Source organism: Candidatus Aquiluna sp. UB-MaderosW2red, from assembly GCF_900100865.1.
Classification (GTDB): Bacteria; Actinomycetota; Actinomycetes; order Actinomycetales; family Microbacteriaceae; genus Aquiluna.
Map to the genome: position 1 here is coordinate 873,625 of NZ_LT627734.1, position 16,741 is coordinate 890,365.

The following is a 16,741-nucleotide window of genomic DNA, read 5'->3' on the forward strand; positions in this document are numbered from 1 at the left end:
AATGCATCTTGACGAGCTAAACCAAAAGCTCGGAGTCGAGATCGATGCCGAGCTACTAACGCTCGCATTGACCCACAGCTCTTTCGCCTATGAAAAAGGCGGGCAAGACAACGAACGGCTCGAGTTTCTTGGGGATTCTATCCTCGGATACCTGGTAGCCGTTTCTGTCTTTCATGACCATGTTGAACTAGCTGAAGGCGAACTAACAAAACTTAAGAACGCCGTTGTATCAGCCCAAGCCCTCGCAACCGCCGCCCAAAGACTAGATCTTGGCAAGCACCTAAGGCTCGGCAAAGGTGAAGAACAAACAGAGGGCCGCAAAAAGATAAACGTGTTGGCCGATGCATTTGAGGCTGTTCTTGGTTCGGCATATCTTTCGGGTGGCATTGAGGCGGCCTCGATCATTGTTTCAAAGCATGTCTTGCCTCTCTTGGCGAATCCAGATGCTATCCGGGAGGCCTCCGACCCCAAGACCACCCTTGGCGAGAGACTCGCCAAGCTGAAGCTGGAACCCGTTCGCTACGAGGTTGAAGGATTCGGCCCAGAGCACGAGCGCATCTACACGGCAACCTGTTTTAGCGGTTCCAAGCGCCTGTCTGATGGCACCGGAACGACAATTCGAAGGGCAGAGACTCAGGCGGCTATTGAAGCTCTCAGGAAGCTCAATGCCTGAGTTACCCGAGGTTGAAACGGTTCGTGCTGGCCTAGCTCAACATTTGGTTGGTGCGGAAGTGACTTCGATTTTCATTTCCGATGCTAGAAGTCTCAAGCGCAATTTCTCTGGGGTCTCGGGGTTTGTTGATGAGCTAATTGGCAGCAGCATCCAGGCCGTGGTTCGCAGGGGAAAGTTTTTGTGGTTACCACTTAGTGAAACTAGAGCGATGGTTGGACACCTGGGCATGAGCGGTCAGATACTGGTTAGGAGCCCTGGATTTGAGACCGATCCGCAGACTCGGATTACCATCGATGTCAAGGATTCGACTGGAAATCCTCTCGAGATTCGTTTTGTGGATCAGAGGCTTTTTGGTGGTCTGGCAATTGAGGATTTAGTAACCACCAGTGATGGACTTAGGGCTGGCTATTCGCCAGAGGCCGACCAGGGGGCTTTAATTCCTTCTGTTGTGGCTCATATTGCTCGAGACTTATTGGACCCATACTTTGATGCCAAGGCGGTGGCGGTTCGAATGTCCAAGAAGAATTCGGGCATCAAGAGGGTGCTTTTGGACCAGGGGGTTCTGAGTGGAATCGGAAACATATACGCCGATGAGTCTTTATGGCTAGCCAGATTGCACTACGACCAAATGGCTTCGAGTATTTCAGTAAGAAAACACATGGAGCTAATTCAGATTGCCAAGGAAGTTTTGATTCGAGCGGTTGCGCAGGGCGGAACTTCTTTCGATGCGCAGTACAAAAACGTCAATGGGGAATCAGGTTTTTTCTCGCAGTCGCTAAATGCTTATGGCCAGGCGGGTCAGGCATGTCCACGTTGTGGTGGTGAAATCAAGCGTGAGGCTTGGGCGAATCGAGGTTCGCACTTTTGTCCTAGGTGTCAAAAGCTAAAATCAACTAGCTCTTAGTCTTTGGCCAAAGGGCAACAATGATAGTGATTGCCACTAACCCAAATGCCCATAGGTTCCCGGCCAGGTTCGCTGGCACTAGCACGTCGTCCGTGAGGCTCAGGCCAGCGCCGAAGACGATTGCTGATGCGCTGATCCCATAAATAAAAGCTGGGGTTTTAGAGGTGTTCTGGTTTCGCAAGCTTGCGGCGATGATTATCGCCACAAGTAGCGCCATTGTGGCTCCTAGGGGAAACCCGTCGGTGGTGACCTGATGAAAGGTAGTCCCAACTAAACCAACGCCAATTCCCAGCACAAGTGCAACAAGATTTGTTAGTAGCAAAGATCAACCCTTTCTTCTGACTCCAACTCTATTTAGCTAATTGCACTTGCGCCTAGAATTCAGTGGCGGTGTTAGCCCAAAAAGGAGTCAGCAATGTTCGGAAACCTCTCAGAGAGACTCTCGGATACCTTCAAGAACCTTAGAGGCAAGGGCAGGCTCTCGGCCGCAGACATTGACGGGACTCTAAGAGATATCCGTAGGGCACTTCTAGAAGCCGATGTTGCCCTCGAGGTGGTGAAGAACTTCACCGCCAAGGTTCGCGAGCGAGCCTTGGGCGATGAGGTCTCCAAGGCATTAAATCCTGCGCAGCAGGTGGTGCAGATCGTCAACGAAGAGTTGACCGCGATTCTGGGCGGCGAAGCCCGCAAGCTTTCTTTTGCTAAAAACCCACCAACAGTGATCATGCTTGCAGGTCTTCAGGGCTCTGGTAAGACGACTTTGGCTGGAAAGCTAGCCAAGTGGCTCAAGGAGCAAAACCAAACTCCTCTGTTGGTCGCCGCAGATCTGCAGCGACCAAACGCTGTGACACAGTTGCAGGTGTTGGGGGAACAGGTTGGGGTTCCAGTATTTGCCCCCGAAGTGGGTAATGGTGTCGGTAATCCAGTGAAGGTTGCCAAAGAGGCGATTGCCTTTGCCAAAAAGTCACAGTATTCGGTGGTGATAGTTGACACCGCAGGGCGTTTGGGTGTCGATGAAGAAATGATGCAGCAGGCCCGAGATATTCGAGACGAGGTGTCTCCCGATGAGATTCTTTTTGTGGTGGACTCGATGCTGGGCCAAGACGCTGTGAACGTGGCAAAGGCATTCAACGATGGCGTTGGAGTCTCCGGAATTGTTTTGACCAAGTTGGACGGTGATGCTCGCGGTGGTGCTGCATTGTCAGTTGCTTCGATAACCGGAGCTCCAATTTTGTTTAGCTCCACGGGTGAATCCCTCGATGCCTTCGAGCCCTTCTACCCGGATCGCATGGCATCAAGAATCCTGGACATGGGTGATGTTATTAGCCTCATCGAGCGGGCTCAGGCCACCTTCGACGAAGAGGAGTCCAAAAAGCTTGCCGAGAAGATTTCGAGTGAGACCTTCACGCTGCAGGATTTTTTGGAGCAGATGCAACAGCTTCGCAAGATGGGCTCAATGAAGAGCATCATGGGCATGCTTCCGGGCATGGGCAAGATGAAGCAGAACCTCGAAGACTTTGATGAAAAAGAGATTGATCGCACAGAGGCAATTATTCGATCGATGACCCCGATCGAGAGAAACCAACCCAAGGTGCTAAACGGGTCCCGCAGAATGCGAATCGCCAAAGGCTCCGGCACCTCGGTCACCGAGGTGAATCAGTTGGTGAATCGGTTCGAGCAGGCCGCGAAGATGATGAAGACCATGTCCAAGGGCGCAATGCCAAATATCCCAGGGACCAACCCGGCCATGATGGCCGGGGCCATGGGGGGCGGTTCTAGCGCCAAGAAAAAAGACAATAAGAAAAAGGGCTCGAAGAGCGGGAACCCGGCAAAAAGAGCGGCTGAGAACTCAGGTTTGAGCTATGGATCCGAAACTACTTCGGGTTCTGGTTCATCATTTGGGCTCGGCAGGTAGCGCAAAGCCAAGTTTTCTGGCAGAATCTAACGAGTTCGAACGTCTTGACCCTCTGATCTGGACGATCTCGAAACCCCTTGAGACCTCAAGAGTGTGACCCCACCCTCGTAAAGATTCTCGCCCCAATACATACATTCAGGAGAATTGTGGCTGTAAAGATCCGCCTAAAGCGCATTGGTAAGAAAAAAGACCCGCACTACCGCATCGTGGTAGCAGATTCCCGCACACACCGTGACGGCAAGGTAATCGAAGAGATTGGTCGCTATGTTCCGACTACTCACCCTTCAGTAATTGAAATTAATTCAGAGCGAGCACGCTACTGGCTATCCGTTGGCGCACAGCCAACCGAGCAGGCAGAAGTTCTTCTCAAGCTAACCGGTGACATTGCTAACGCCAAGGGCGAGCACATCAACACCGTTAAGCCTCAGATCGCAAAGCCTGTCTTTGTGAACGACATGGCAAAGAAGTCAGTACTTCTGCCTAAGGCCGAGAAGAAGGTTGAAGTCGTTGCTGAAGCAAAAGTAGAGGCTCCTGTAGAGGCTCCAGCTGAGACTGAAGTAGTTTCCGAAGTTGTTGCAGAAGAAGTGGTTGCGGAAGCGCCAGCTGTCGAAGCCGAGGCACCTGCAGCTGAGGCACCAGCAGCAGAGGTACCAGCAGAAGTTGTAGTTGAAGAGGCTCCTGTTGCGGAAGCAACCGAAGAGGCTCCTGCAGAAGAAGCTAAGGCCTAAAGAACATGTTGCAAGCGTCCCTCCAGCATTTAGTCCGTGCCATCGTGGATAACCCCGATGACGCAACTGTTGCCGCCCGTGGCGGCGCCAAGGGCGATTTGTTGGAGGTGCGCGTGCACCCAGACGACCTAGGTCGTGTAATCGGCAAGGGCGGCCGCACCGCAACAGCCCTTAGAACGGTCATCAATGCGCTAGCGGATGGCAAGCGCGTCCGAGTTGACGTGGTGGATACCGATTTCTAGCACCACCAAGCTCCGAGTTGGCCGACTCCTAAAAGCTCACGGTCTAAAAGGTGCAATCAAGCTCGAGCTTTATACCGACTCCCCAAAAGAGCGTTTTGCCGTTGGCGCAGTCTTGGAACTTCAAGTTCCTGAAGAATCCCCGTGGTTTGGTAAGCACGTTACCGTGGCAGATCTCAAGTGGTACAACACCCACCCCGTAATCTTTTTAGAAGGCATCGCGGATCGCGATGCAGCCGAAGGCCTCACCAAGGCAATCCTTTTGGTTGATCACCCGCTAGATGCTTCCCCTTCCGAGCCAGATGCTTGGTATGACCACCAGCTTGCCGGGCTCAAAGTAATGCGTGAAGGTATTGAAATTGGCGAACTAATCCGGGTTGACCACATGCCGGCTCAGGATTTGTTGATTATCAAGACGGCCGGCGGTGAAGTTCTATTGCCTTTTGTGAAGGCCTTTGTTCCAAAGGTTGATGTTGCAGCAGGCTTGATTGAGATCACCCCACCGGGAGGCTTATTCGAGGAAATAGAGACGGCCGATGAAAATTGATGCGGTTTCTATATTTCCCGATTACTTCAAAGTCCTAGAGCTTTCCCTATTAGGGAAAGCTCAGGAGTCTGGGTTAATTACTTTCACGGCTCATGATTTGCGAAACTGGACCCATGATCGGCATAAGACGGTTGACGACTCTCCCTATGGTGGGGGAGCCGGCATGGTTATGAAGCCAGAGCCCTGGGGTGAAGCATTTGATGATCTCTTAGAAATCGAAACTTCTCCCGTGGTTATCTTCACAACTCCGGCCGGGATTCCTTTTACTCAAGCGCTAGCCCAGGAGCTTTCCGAGTCCGAACACATCGTGTTTGCCTGCGGTAGGTATGAGGGAATTGACCAAAGGGTGGTTGACCACGTCGGCACCATGGCCAGAGTGCTTGAGGTGTCAATCGGTGATTATGTCCTCAATGGCGGTGAGGTGGCAGCTCTTGCCATGATCGAGGCTATCGCCAGGTTGATTCCCGGTGTGATTGGCAATAAAGAGTCTTTGGCTGAGGAATCCCATAACGATGGGTTGCTGGAATACCCGAGCTTCACCAAACCAAAGGTTTGGCGAGAGCTGGAGGTCCCAGAGGTTTTACTTTCTGGCCACCATGCCGAGATCGAAAAGTGGCGCAAACAGCAGCAACTGGATCGCACCAAAACCAATCGCCCCGACTTATTAGAGCTATAGATTTTCGTAAATGTCGAGGTTGCGGGCGTCTCTGGCGCCCGTCTTGTTGACTTCATTGTCGATTAGCCGGGTTTCGGATTCAGTTATCAGTCCCAGAGCCGTGGCTTTGGTTTTAGCTTTTTGATAAGCGCGCGCATTCAGAGTGCTCCGTTTCGCAAGGTGCAATAAGGCATCAAAAACGCTTTGATGCCTTATCAGGTTGGTTTGGATAAAGCTGTCCTTGCGCCATTTTGAGATGGACTGCACGTTGATGTCACTCGGGTAACCCTTTCGAACTCTGGTTCTAGTGCCGAGGGTTATTTCATTAGGCTCCGGCTCAGTAAGGCCAAAGTGCCACAGCACACTTTCTCCAATGAGAAAAGCATCCGCCGCAATTAGCTGGATTGCCGCGTAGTGGCGAGTCTCAATTGACTCAGGGTGGAATGGAGATTTATAAACATTTGTTCCGATCCTCAGAATCGCGTTTCTAGCGACCAGTTTCCGCAATTCAACCGCTGGGATTCCAATAGCCACAGCTTCCGTAGTGGTCACAACACCGTGAGTGTTGACTGCAAGGGCGAGAAACTTTTGCCGATTGGATGGCGAATTCATGCCTAAAACCTACTTTTTATAGTACGAAATTGTCAATACTTTTATTGTGACTTTGACGTTATAAGAAAAACATAAAAACCTTATAGAGTATCTGCATGAAGCAACCAGTATTTTTTGGGTCAATTTTTGAAAGCGACCAGGACGATTTCCCGTACCCCTATTTCATGCCCAATTTGATTCCCGTTTCGATCGAGATTGGCCAAGAGGCGTGGTCTCTAATTGCCAAGGCGGATGCAGCCGTGGGTGAGCTCAGGGGGATTACTCGACTTATTTCACCGTCCAATATCTCAAACCGTGCCGCACTACTGAAGGACTCGCTTGCATCGTCAAGAATTGAAGGCACGCAGGCTACCCTTGCCGAAGTTTTAGAGGCTGATCTTCGTGGTGAGCTGGTCCATAACGCAGATGTCGAACAGGTGCTGAATTACCTAAAGGCCCTAGAATTTGCCACCAAATTCATGGAGCGTGGAACCATCTCAACTCAGCTGATTCTAGAGACCCATTCAATCCTGATGAATGGCCGATTGGGTGCCGATAAGACGCCAGGAGTTTTTAGAAAAACTCCGGTTTGGATCGGTTCCAGAAGCCTAGGTGTCGCCAACGCTAGATTTATCCCGCCGCTGGCTAAACACATACCCGAGCTGATAACAGACTTGGTCGAATTTATCAGTTCCCCCTCACCTTGGCCGCTAGCCGCAAAAATAGCCTGGGCCCATTATCAGTTCGAAACAATCCATCCATTTTTGGATGGCAACGGCAGGATCGGGAGAATTCTAATTGAGCTGATGTTTATTTCTGAGAACGCCCTTGCCGGGCCATATCTCGGAATTTCGCAATACATTGAGCAGAATCGGGATGAATACTATTTCGCCCTGCAAGAAGTCAGATTCTCTGGTGAGACAGACCAGCTTTACAGTTATTTCGCGATTGCTATTGAGCGGCAAGCCTTGCAGACCTCGCTTCGCATGGAGGCACTGTTGGCGCTGAGCAATACGTGGCTAGACCTTTATTCCTCAGCAGCGCTGAGAATGTCTCAGCTAGTTCGTCACCTGATTTCAAATCCAATAGTCGATGTTTCTAGCGTCCAGAGTTCTCTGGGAGTGACTCAGCCCACAGCCAGCAAGCTCTTGCGCCGGGCACAGGGGCTGGGTTTGATTCAATCTAAAGGAACTGTGGGGCGCTCAAAAAGAGAGCGCTGGCTCGCACAGGAAGTTTGGGACATTCTTTCCCCTGGCGAGTCTCACGATTAGTGTTGCAAACCCTCTTGGGGTGTGGAATACTTTGGCAGTGCCCAATCGTCTCTGCCGCAGGGGAGCAAGTGCACAGACTCTAATCACTACTAACCGTTTTGACCTGCGCGCAAATGGAAAGAGATAAAAAATGCACATTTTAGATGCAGTAGATGCCCCAAACCTAAAGACCAACATCCCAGCCTTTCGCGCTGGAGACAACGTGAAGGTTCACGTAAACATTATTGAGGGTGCCAGAAGCCGTATTCAGGTTTTCCAGGGCGTTGTTATTTCCAAGTCCGGTGAGGGCATCCGAGAGAGCTTTACCGTTCGCAAAGTTTCCTTCCAGGTTGGCGTGGAGCGTACCTTCCCACTGCACTCCCCGGTTATTGACCACATCGAGCTAGTCTCCCGTGGCGCAGTCCGCCGCGCGAAACTTTACTACCTGCGCGATCTTCGCGGCAAGGCAGCAAAGATTCGCGAAAAGCGCGACAACGTCAAGTAAGCCAAGCTAGATAAACTAGCTGGCATGACAGAGACCGGGGATATAAGGCCCCGTAAGAACACGGTATTGCTAAACATTCGCAGGTTTATTACTCGTTCCCGTAAGAATTGGTTCACAGCTTTTGTGATCGACTTTGTTGTAATTGTCGGCACGGCACTAATTCTCTCCGTTCTGATAAAAGCTTTTTTGATTCGTTCTTTTTATATTCCCTCCGGCTCCATGCTCGAAACTCTGCAGATTAATGACCGCATCATCGTGAACGTCTTGGTGCCCGAAGTCATTTCGCTGCAGCGCGGTGACGTAGCCGTTTTCAGAGATCCAGGGGGATGGCTTGGTGCGATTCCGACTGTGCAAAAAGAACCAATTCAAGAGGCCTTTGATTTTGTCCTTGGAACCTTTGGCATCACAGCCCCCGACTCTGCTGAACATCTAGTCAAGCGTGTGATTGGCTTGCCCGGTGATGTGATTTCTTGCTGTGATCCTGAGGGCAGGCTGATCATCAATGGCGTGGCCATTGATGAGGCCTATCTTCGTCCAGGGTCCATTCCTTCCGAGCTCGAGTTCGATGTGACAGTGCCGGAAGGCAGTTATTGGGTAATGGGGGATAACCGCCAAAACTCAACTGATTCTCGTTACCACCAAGATTTGCCTTCGGGGGGTTTTGTGAAGCAAGAGTATGTGGTTGGCAGAGCTGTAGTTGTGAGCTGGCCTTTTGAGAACTGGAACTGGTTAGACAATTTTCCGGACACCTTTAGTGGTGTGCCCAGTAGCAGCGTCACAAAATAGTGACCTCACCCAGCCTTGAACTCGAGCGAAAGCTCCTGGAGCGTTACGACCGGGTGATTTGCCTGGACGAGGTTGGTAGGGGCTCTCTAGCTGGCCCGGTTGCCGTTGGAGCAGCGGTTATCTCGGCAGCGACTGCAAGCGCAATCCCCAAGGGGCTCAGGGACAGCAAGCAAATTATCGAATCAAAAAGAGATGATATTGCCGAGCTCTCAAAGGCTTGGGTTCAAAATAATGTCGGCTTTGCCTCGAGTGACTTCATCGAATCTGATGGCATCTCAAGGGCATTGGCAAAGGCCGCCGTGGCGGCCTTTGAGCCTCTACTGAGTGGGAAAACGATTATTTTGCTGGATGGTTCGCAGAACTGGCTCAAGGGAATCGACATCGAAGTCGTGATGCAAGTTAAGGCGGACCGAGATTGTGCTGGAGTCTCCGCAGCGGCTCTAATTGCCAAAGTGTCCAGGGATCAATTAATGCGGGAGTATCACATGGAGTATCCGCTTTATGGCTGGGCTTCGAATAAGGGATACGCCTCGGAGTCTCACATCCAAGCGATCCAATCGCTTGGAGCGACCAGGCACCACCGACACAGTTGGCTGACAAAGATACTCGCTGAGGGCCAAGCGCTTTTTTAGAGGCTTAGACTTAGGGGCATTATGGATGAGAACGAGTTTGAAGATTACGATCGGGAAGCCGAGTTAGCACTTTATCGCGAGTATCGCGACGTCGTAAAGATGTTTCGCTACGTGGTAGAAACCGAGCGACGCTTCTATCTGGCAAACGATGTCGAGCTCAAAAGAATCGACACTCCAACCGATTTCTACTTTGATCTAAACATGCAAGATGTTTGGGTTTGGGATATTTACCGCACTGATCGCTTCGTGAAACAGGTCAAAGTGATGACCTTTAAGGACGTCAATGTTGAAGAGATTGGCAATAAAGATATCGAGATTCCCAAGGAACTAGCAGTGGGCGAATAGCACTGGTTATCAACAGATTTCCAAACTAAAAGCATCCAAGCTGAAATATCTTGGATGCTTTTGGCATGTATCTAGATTCCGAGAAAGAAGCCACTATTTTGTGGTCGCTACTATCTGAGCCGGGGGACCAGCTGGCCCACTTGATTTTCGCCAATCGTGGCCCAGCCGCAATATCGGATTTCAGGTCCGGTAGAGCTAAAAAGCTCTGGCCTGAAATCATTGAATCAGAGGCTTCCGAATTCGGCCACGAGCTGCCGGCACTTTTTGAACGGTTCGCAATGAGAGTTGAGACCCTAAGCGTTTCTCAACGCTTGGAGCGTGCAATTCGCTGGTCGGCCAAGCCGATGTTCCCGGATGATGCACCGGTTTTGTGGAGTAAGTTTCACGATCTTGGCCACAGCGCCCCATATTTGTTGTGGGTGGCGGGCGATATCTCTGCGCTCGAGCAAGAGAGCGTGGCAATAGTCGGAACGAGGCGTCCAAGTTCTTTTGGAATTAAAAACAGCGGACTTCTGGTTTCACAGCTAAGACTTCCGGTTGTCTCGGGAGGAGCCTCAGGGATTGATGCTGCCGCCCACAGGGCGGCAATAGATCTGAAGATTCCAACCTTTGCATTTATGGCCGGTGGCATAGATCGTGCCTATCCGCTAGAGAACTGGCCACTGTTTCATGAAATGGTTCGATCAGGCGGTGCGCTAATTTCCGAAACCTCCCCAGGAACGGCTCCGAGTCGCTTTCGCTTTTTGCTTCGCAACAGGCTGATTGCAGCATCCGGAGATTCTCTTTTCGTAGTTGAAGCCGGCTATCGTTCAGGATCCAGAAATAGCGCCAATCATGCTAGAAACCTTGGCCGGGACGTCTACGCAGTGCCCGCAAGATTTGGCAAGACAATCCCGCAGGGCACTAACTCCATGATCAAGGAGGGCCTAGCCCAAGTTTGGCAGATGCAAGATGGACTCACAATCGAGCCGGATTGGATTCAGAAACGCATTCAAGATGCGATTCGGGACGGCGCCGTTGGTGATCAACAAATAGCTATGGAGTCCGGAATTTCACTACAGCTGGTGGCAAAGAATCTCTCCTTGCTTCGCCTGAGCTAGAGCCACACCACGTCCCAAGTCTTTGAATCAACCGAAATTCATAGAAAACAATCTATGCATTTGGGAATCGAGCCATAAGAGCATCCGAAGACCTGTTCTTCGAGCTAGCGGTTAAGTTTTTGCTTGAGTAGCCAGGCGGAATTTAGGCCGCATTGTTCCAATGGATTTCACTCCTGAGATTTTGGTCATAGGAGCATTATCTTTTGGAAGCCAAGTGGCTCAGTAATAAACCACGCCACGCATCTAGCCAAGGAGCCCGATTTTGACTCTAATCTTGACTCATGGAGAAACTTATTGCGGAGTGCGAGGGCTTTATTAAGAGCCTGCAAGCTCGAGGATCTTCGGTAAACACCCTCAAGGCCTATCAATCAGATATAAAGGATTTGCTTGAGTTTTTAGTCGCGAGCAAGGCGGAGTTCGAATTGGACTCAATCAGAAATTGGCTGTTTGTAATCTCAGAAGCCGGCGCGACCAAGAGCACCTTGGCTAGAAAAACATCTTCGGTTCGAGCTTTTAGTTCCTGGTTAGTCGAGCGCGGTGTGTTGGACTCAGATCCGGGATTGAGGCTCCGATCACCAAAGCTCGAGAGAAGCTTGCCCAAAATTGCGAGTGAAAATTCACTGGGTGAGGTTTTTGACTCCCTCAAAGCCAGGGCAAGTAGGGACGATCCCACTTCGCTCATGCAGCTTTGCACGATGGAGCTTTTATATGCCACCGGTATGCGGGTGAGTGAGTTGGCTGGGCTAAACATCTCAGATGTTGATTTTTCTAGAAACCTCTTGATTGTTACTGGCAAAGGCAATAAGCAAAGAATGTTGCCCTATGGATATCCGGCAGCAGCTGCGATGGAGGAATGGATTCGGTTCGGTAGGGTTCGGTTTTACTCGGAGTCAACCGACGATGCCCTCTTGATTTCCTCGAGAGGCAAAAGGGTTGGGGTCAGGCAGCTTTATTCTCTTGTTGCAGAGCAGCTAGCCAAGACCACTTCGGGTAAAGCTGGGCCGCACACACTTCGACATTCGGCCGCCACCCACCTGTTGGATCACGGTGCTGACTTGCGCGCAGTTCAGGAAATTCTCGGGCATGCGTCGTTAGTCACCACCCAGATTTACACCCACGTTTCCGTGGAGAGGCTGCGCGCCTCCTTCGAACAGGCCCATCCCAGGGCCTAAGCGGTGAGAATCGCGGCATTTGTTTTTCCCATTAGATAAAGCGGAGATATGTATCCAAAGGGTGACCTAGCGGAAAAGTGAACGCAGCTTTCGCAGTGGTTTTTATAGTCCGAATCCGCTTGGCAATGAGAGCCAATCACCTCGCCAACTTGGACGGCTGACCCCTTGGTCAGCTCGGAACAGACCGGCTCGAAGGTCGCCAAATAGCCTTCATCAGTTTTAATCGTGATGATGTCACGGTCTACCACTTTGCCGACAAAGTGAACCTCACCGGCTTGGGGCGAGCTCACCTGATCGCCCAAAAGGATCAAAAAATCCACTCCTCTATGACCTGCTCCGTATTTTGTCACAGGGGCCAGATACGGGTTGAGTTGCTCGGTTTGAAAATAGGGAATCGGCTCCGCCCAAACTTCAATCGGTTTTGGGCTCAGGGCTGAGATGAAGATTCCCAGGATGGCGAGTAATTTATTCATACCCGAAGCATGGAATATATCGGTCGGAGCTTTTCGCAGTAAACCCAAAAGAGTGGAAAACACCGGGTTTGCTTGGTATGGTTACAGAACGTTCTTACCTTCAGGTAAAGCGAATTCGCGCATTCCAATCAAGCTTGATAGCTCAGTCCCTTTTAGGGTGCTGCCGGGCTGGAATGCCAGGGTTTTGGTCATCCGGCCGAAGCACAAAACTGAGTGGGCGTGTTTTCACGCCTAAAGGAGGGCCTAATGGCCACAGTAACAGTCCGCCAGCTTCTAGATTCTGGTGTTCACTTCGGGCATCAAACCAAGCGCTGGAACCCCAAGATGAAGCCTTTCATTCTTACTGACCGTTCCGGCATCTATATCATTGACCTGCAGCAGTCCATCGGCTTCATTGACGAGGCTTATAACTACGTTCGCGACCTAGTCGCAAATGGCGGATCAATCATGTTTGTCGGCACCAAGAAGCAGGCCCAGGGAGTTATCTCCGATGAGGCCCAACGTGTTGGCCAGCCGTTCATCAACGAGCGTTGGCTGGGTGGTCTGTTGACCAACTTCAACACCGTTAACAAAAGAATTCAGCGCCTCAAGGAGCTAGAAGTCATGGACTTCACCGATGCTCCAAAGGCCGGCCTCACCAAGAAGGAGCTTTTGATTCTTCGCCGTGAGAAGGACAAGCTAGTCAAAGTTTTGGGTGGAATTCGCAATATGGCAAAGGTCCCTTCGGCCCTTTGGGTTGTTGACACCAACAAGGAGCACCTTGCAATTACTGAAGCTCGCAAGCTAGGCATTCCAGTCATCGCAATCCTTGACACAAACTGTGATCCAGATGATGTCACCATCGGTATTCCTGGTAACGATGACGCAATTCGAGCAATAGAGATCTTGACCAAGGTAATTGCTGACGCAGCTGCAGACGGCATGATCGCTCGTCACTCTAAGGAAGACCAGACCGCAGAGCCACTAGCTGATTGGGAGCGCGAGCTTTTGGAGTCAACCCCGGTAGTGGCCGAGACTGTAGCCACCGAGGCAGCCCCGGTTTCCGCTACTCCGGCTGTAGCGGAAGTCGCTACTGAGGTTGTTGTTGAGACTGAAGTTGCAGAAACCCCAGCAGTTGTAGAGGCTCCAGTAGTTGCAGAAACCCCAGCCGAAGAGGCCAAGACTGAGAAGGATGCATAAGCATGGCTAACTACACCGCTCAAGATGTAAAGGCGCTGCGCGAGAAGTCGGGCGCCGGCATGATGGACTGCAAGGGCGCTTTGGATGAGGCCGACGGCAATATTGAAAAGGCATTTGAGGTTTTGCGCCTCAAGGGACTCAAGGGCGTTTCCAAGCGCGAAGGCCGGACAACTTCCAATGGTCTAGTGGTGGCTCGTGTCTCTGATGGCGTGGGCTACATGATCGAACTAGCCTGTGAAACCGACTTTGTCGCAAAGTCCGAGAACTTCATAGCACTAGCTGACGCTGTGGCTGACGCCATAGCTGCGGCTGGGGCAATAGATGTTGCAGCTGCTTTGAACGCACCACACGGCGCACACACCGTTGGGGATGCAATCATAGACAAGGCCGCAATCATGGGCGAGAAGGTGGAGCTTCGTAAGGTTGAGGTTGTGAAGGCCTCGGGTATTGATTCCTACTTGCACCGCACCTCAAAAGATCTTCCACCTCAGGTGGGCGTTCTTTTGGGCTACGAGGGAACCGATTCGGAGACCGCGCACGATGTCGCAGTCCACATCGCAGCCTTTAGCCCGACCTACCTATCGCGCGAGGATGTTCCAGTCGAAATCGTTGCCAAAGAGCGCGAGATCGCCGAGGAGACTGCTCGCAACGAGGGTAAGCCCGAGGTAGCAATGCCAAAAATTATTGAGGGTCGGGTTACCGGCTTCTTCAAGGAGAACTGCCTTTTGGACCAGGACTTCGCAAAGGACAATAAGCAGTCCGTTGCAAAGGTTTTGGAAACTGCAGGCCTCAAGGTAACAGGCTTTATTCGCATGCGAGTCGGCGTCTAAATCTCCTAATAACTTATAAGCGGGCTCGGTCATTTGACCGGGCCCGTTTCTATTTGCGCCCTAGGATTGGTCGAAGAGTCTGTGAAGTGTAAATCTGGAGGTAATTATGGTGAATCGCAAGCGCCGAGTATTACTAAAGCTCTCCGGTGAAGCCTTCGGTGGCGGCTCCCTAGGCGTTAATCCGGACATAGTCTCTGAGATTGCCAAGGATATCGCGGCGGCAAGTCAGAAGGTTGAAATCGCAATCGTGGTTGGCGGTGGCAACTTTTTCCGAGGCGCTGAACTATCAGGGCGAGGAATGGACCGGGGCCGCGCCGATTACATGGGCATGCTCGGCACCGTGATGAATGCCTTGGCCCTACAGGACTTTATTGAACAAGCCGGTGCTCAGGTTCGGGTGCAATCAGCCATCACCATGGCTCAGGTAGCCGAGCCCTACCTTCCGCTTCGCGCCATTCGGCACATGGAGAAGGGTCGCATCGTGGTGTTTGGCGCTGGGGCTGGGTTGCCGTATTTTTCTACCGATACGGTAGCAGCGCAAAGAGCACTAGAGATTCACGCCGATGAGGTCTTGGTAGCTAAAAATGGGGTAGACGGGGTTTATTCGGCCGACCCTAAAAAGGATCCGAAGGCTAAAAAACTCACCCAGGTGAGCTACCAAGAAGCCCTTGTTCGAGGGCTCAAGGTTGTGGACTCAACGGCATTCTCGCTCTGTATGGACAATCAGATGCCGATGCGCGTCTTTGGCATGGATGAGATTTCGGATGCCCTCTTGGGCAAGCCGGTTGGCACAAGAGTTACACCTTAGTTTCGAAGAAAGAGGAAGAAATGATCACCAACATTTTGGCAGAAGCCAAGGACAAGATGGAAAAGTCGCTGGAAGCTACAAAAGACGATTTTGCATCGGTTCGGACTGGAAGAGCGAACCCGGGGCTTTTTCAGAAGATCATGGTGGACTACTACGGCACGATGACCCCGCTCGGCCAACTCGGTGCAATCTCGACACCCGAGGCCCGGACCATCCTGATCAACCCCTATGACAAAAGCGCCCTCGGCGCAATTGAGAAGGCGCTTATGGCGATGCCCAATCTTGGTGCTCAGCCCAACTCCGATGGCAATGTCATTAGGGTAAACCTGCCCGAGCTGACCGAGGAGCGTCGCAAGGAATATGTCAAGCTAACTCGCGATAAGGCCGAGCACGGCCGAGTGTCAATTCGCAACATTCGCCGCAAGGGAATGGAAGACCTAGCTTCGGTCAAAAAAGACGGTGGCGCTGGCGAGGATGAAGTGGAACGCGGCGAAAAGGAGCTTGAGGCAACAACCAAGACACACATCGAACGCATCGATGAGGCACTAAAGAATAAAGAATCCGAACTTCTCGAGGTTTAGTTGGAAGAATCTAAAACCGCGAAACTCGGAACCCGACTTGCTGTCGGATCTTCACTAGGTGCCGTATTCCTAATGACACTGACTTGGTCACCATTGGTAATTTTGATGGTCTCGATTGCCTCTGCCATAGCGGTGTTTGAACTCGCGTCGGCCATGCGGACTGCGGGGTGGTTCGTTCCAAGAATCCCGGCCACTATTGCGGCTTTTGGGATTCCATGGGCAGCCTTTTATTTCTCAACCCAGGGTCAATGGCTCTCGGTATCGGTTTCAGTGGTTTTCATGGTCAGCTGGCGGCTGTTGTTTTTGCTTGTCACAAAAACCGATCAGAGCGTGAAGCAAACTTTGCGGGATTTTGGGGCAAGCGCATTTGTAGTGATTTATGTGCCACTGCTTTTGAGCTTTGCGGCCTTGATCGTTAATAAACCGATGGGTGTGGTTTGGATCTTTGGCACGGTTTTCACCGTGGCTCTCATCGATACCTTTGGCTACCTTTTCGGGCGTTTCTTTGGAAAAACTAAATTATCGCCGGTGATCAGCCCGAAAAAAACCTGGGAGGGTCTCGGAGCCTCAATTCTCGGAGCAGTTGTCGGAGGGGTCACGACCGCTTTGCTGCTCGGGGCCTCGGTGTGGTTCGGGTTGATATTTGGAGTCGCGCTCTTAGTTAGCTCGGTAACTGGAGACCTATCTGAGTCCTTGATCAAAAGAGACTTAAATGTGAAGGATATGGGTAATGTCCTTCCCGGTCATGGTGGCATGATGGACCGAATAGATTCTTTACTACCTTCTGTTTTTGTGGCTTACCTACTAACGCACATCGTTTTCTAATAA

General features: G+C 51.4%; 22 protein-coding genes. 19 read left to right on the forward strand and 3 right to left on the reverse strand.

Annotated features, from left to right (window positions below):
* Position 1 precedes the first annotated feature (1 nt).
* Both rnc and mutM read left to right on the forward strand, forming a co-directional pair.
* Positions 2–673, forward strand: a complete 672-nt coding sequence (gene rnc, locus BLP47_RS04515) for a ribonuclease III (protein WP_091850768.1) — start codon at positions 2–4, stop codon at positions 671–673.
* Complete coding sequence (gene mutM / locus BLP47_RS04520) at positions 666–1,577, forward strand: bifunctional DNA-formamidopyrimidine glycosylase/DNA-(apurinic or apyrimidinic site) lyase (protein ID WP_091850770.1); 912 nt, start codon at positions 666–668, stop codon at positions 1,575–1,577. The genes rnc and mutM overlap by 8 nt, the downstream gene beginning before the upstream one ends.
* Here mutM and BLP47_RS04525 read toward each other — a convergent pair.
* Complete coding sequence (locus BLP47_RS04525) at positions 1,567–1,899, reverse strand: hypothetical protein (protein WP_157671491.1); 333 nt, start codon at positions 1,897–1,899, stop codon at positions 1,567–1,569. The genes mutM and BLP47_RS04525 overlap by 11 nt on opposite strands.
* A 93-nt stretch (positions 1,900–1,992) precedes the next feature.
* On the opposite strand from BLP47_RS04525, the gene ffh reads away from it, so the two are divergent.
* From ffh to trmD, 5 genes are all read left to right on the forward strand, one after another.
* Positions 1,993–3,492, forward strand: coding sequence for a signal recognition particle protein (gene ffh, locus BLP47_RS04530; protein ID WP_091850774.1), 1,500 nt, complete (start codon positions 1,993–1,995; stop codon positions 3,490–3,492).
* Between the two features lie 146 nt (positions 3,493–3,638).
* Entirely contained in the window at positions 3,639–4,220 is a 582-nt protein-coding gene (gene rpsP / locus BLP47_RS04535; protein WP_091850776.1) for a 30S ribosomal protein S16, read from the forward strand.
* A 5-nt stretch (positions 4,221–4,225) separates the two neighbouring features.
* Complete coding sequence (locus BLP47_RS04540; protein ID WP_091850778.1) at positions 4,226–4,462, forward strand: RNA-binding protein; 237 nt, start codon at positions 4,226–4,228, stop codon at positions 4,460–4,462.
* Positions 4,419–5,006: a ribosome maturation factor RimM gene (gene rimM, locus BLP47_RS04545; RefSeq protein WP_091850780.1), complete on the forward strand. Its 588-nt coding sequence runs from the start codon at positions 4,419–4,421 to the stop codon at positions 5,004–5,006. Before BLP47_RS04540 ends, rimM begins: the two co-directional genes overlap by 44 nt.
* Positions 4,996–5,682, forward strand: coding sequence for a tRNA (guanosine(37)-N1)-methyltransferase TrmD (gene trmD / locus BLP47_RS04550; protein WP_091850782.1), 687 nt, complete (start codon positions 4,996–4,998; stop codon positions 5,680–5,682). Before rimM ends, trmD begins: the two co-directional genes overlap by 11 nt.
* Here the strand turns inward: trmD and BLP47_RS04555 are convergent.
* Entirely contained in the window at positions 5,677–6,273 is a 597-nt protein-coding gene (locus BLP47_RS04555; protein ID WP_091850784.1) for a type IV toxin-antitoxin system AbiEi family antitoxin domain-containing protein, read from the reverse strand. The genes trmD and BLP47_RS04555 overlap by 6 nt on opposite strands.
* A gap of 95 nt (positions 6,274–6,368) precedes the next feature.
* Between BLP47_RS04555 and BLP47_RS04560 the strand changes: the two genes are divergently transcribed.
* The 7 genes from BLP47_RS04560 to BLP47_RS04590 all read left to right on the forward strand — a co-directional run bounded on the left by BLP47_RS04560 (position 6,369) and on the right by BLP47_RS04590 (position 12,042).
* A complete protein-coding gene (locus BLP47_RS04560; protein ID WP_091850786.1) occupies positions 6,369–7,523 on the forward strand; it encodes a Fic family protein in 1,155 nt (384 codons plus the stop codon).
* Between the two features lie 130 nt (positions 7,524–7,653).
* Positions 7,654–8,007: a 50S ribosomal protein L19 gene (rplS, locus tag BLP47_RS04565; RefSeq protein WP_091850788.1), complete on the forward strand. Its 354-nt coding sequence runs from the start codon at positions 7,654–7,656 to the stop codon at positions 8,005–8,007.
* A gap of 24 nt (positions 8,008–8,031) precedes the next feature.
* The gene (lepB, locus tag BLP47_RS04570; protein WP_091850791.1) at positions 8,032–8,793 is read left to right on the forward strand and encodes a signal peptidase I; all 762 of its coding nucleotides are present in this window, start codon (positions 8,032–8,034) and stop codon (positions 8,791–8,793) included.
* A complete protein-coding gene (locus BLP47_RS04575; protein ID WP_091850793.1) occupies positions 8,793–9,425 on the forward strand; it encodes a ribonuclease HII in 633 nt (210 codons plus the stop codon). Before lepB ends, BLP47_RS04575 begins: the two co-directional genes overlap by 1 nt.
* 21 nt (positions 9,426–9,446) lie before the next feature.
* Positions 9,447–9,770: a DUF2469 family protein gene (locus BLP47_RS04580; protein WP_091850795.1), complete on the forward strand. Its 324-nt coding sequence runs from the start codon at positions 9,447–9,449 to the stop codon at positions 9,768–9,770.
* A 65-nt stretch (positions 9,771–9,835) separates the two neighbouring features.
* Positions 9,836–10,870 carry a DNA-processing protein DprA gene (locus BLP47_RS04585; protein WP_091850798.1) on the forward strand — a complete coding sequence of 345 codons (1,035 nt, stop codon included), beginning with the start codon at positions 9,836–9,838 and terminating at the stop codon, positions 10,868–10,870.
* A gap of 281 nt (positions 10,871–11,151) precedes the next feature.
* Positions 11,152–12,042, forward strand: a complete 891-nt coding sequence (locus BLP47_RS04590) for a tyrosine recombinase XerC (RefSeq protein ID WP_091850800.1) — start codon at positions 11,152–11,154, stop codon at positions 12,040–12,042.
* Here BLP47_RS04590 and BLP47_RS04595 read toward each other — a convergent pair.
* Entirely contained in the window at positions 12,039–12,515 is a 477-nt protein-coding gene (locus BLP47_RS04595; RefSeq protein WP_157671493.1) for a peptidoglycan DD-metalloendopeptidase family protein, read from the reverse strand. The two genes, BLP47_RS04590 and BLP47_RS04595, sit on opposite strands and share 4 nt — an antisense overlap.
* A gap of 246 nt (positions 12,516–12,761) precedes the next feature.
* Between BLP47_RS04595 and rpsB the strand changes: the two genes are divergently transcribed.
* The 5 genes from rpsB to BLP47_RS04620 all read left to right on the forward strand — a co-directional run bounded on the left by rpsB (position 12,762) and on the right by BLP47_RS04620 (position 16,738).
* Positions 12,762–13,694: a 30S ribosomal protein S2 gene (gene rpsB / locus BLP47_RS04600; protein WP_091852942.1), complete on the forward strand. Its 933-nt coding sequence runs from the start codon at positions 12,762–12,764 to the stop codon at positions 13,692–13,694.
* A gap of 2 nt (positions 13,695–13,696) precedes the next feature.
* Positions 13,697–14,524, forward strand: coding sequence for a translation elongation factor Ts (gene tsf / locus BLP47_RS04605; protein WP_091850805.1), 828 nt, complete (start codon positions 13,697–13,699; stop codon positions 14,522–14,524).
* Between the two features lie 106 nt (positions 14,525–14,630).
* A complete protein-coding gene (gene pyrH, locus BLP47_RS04610; protein ID WP_091850808.1) occupies positions 14,631–15,332 on the forward strand; it encodes a UMP kinase in 702 nt (233 codons plus the stop codon).
* 20 nt (positions 15,333–15,352) lie between these two features.
* The gene (frr, locus tag BLP47_RS04615; protein ID WP_091850811.1) at positions 15,353–15,913 is read left to right on the forward strand and encodes a ribosome recycling factor; all 561 of its coding nucleotides are present in this window, start codon (positions 15,353–15,355) and stop codon (positions 15,911–15,913) included.
* The gene (locus BLP47_RS04620) at positions 15,914–16,738 is read left to right on the forward strand and encodes a phosphatidate cytidylyltransferase (protein WP_091850814.1); all 825 of its coding nucleotides are present in this window, start codon (positions 15,914–15,916) and stop codon (positions 16,736–16,738) included.
* The last annotated feature ends 3 nt before the right edge of the window (positions 16,739–16,741 follow it).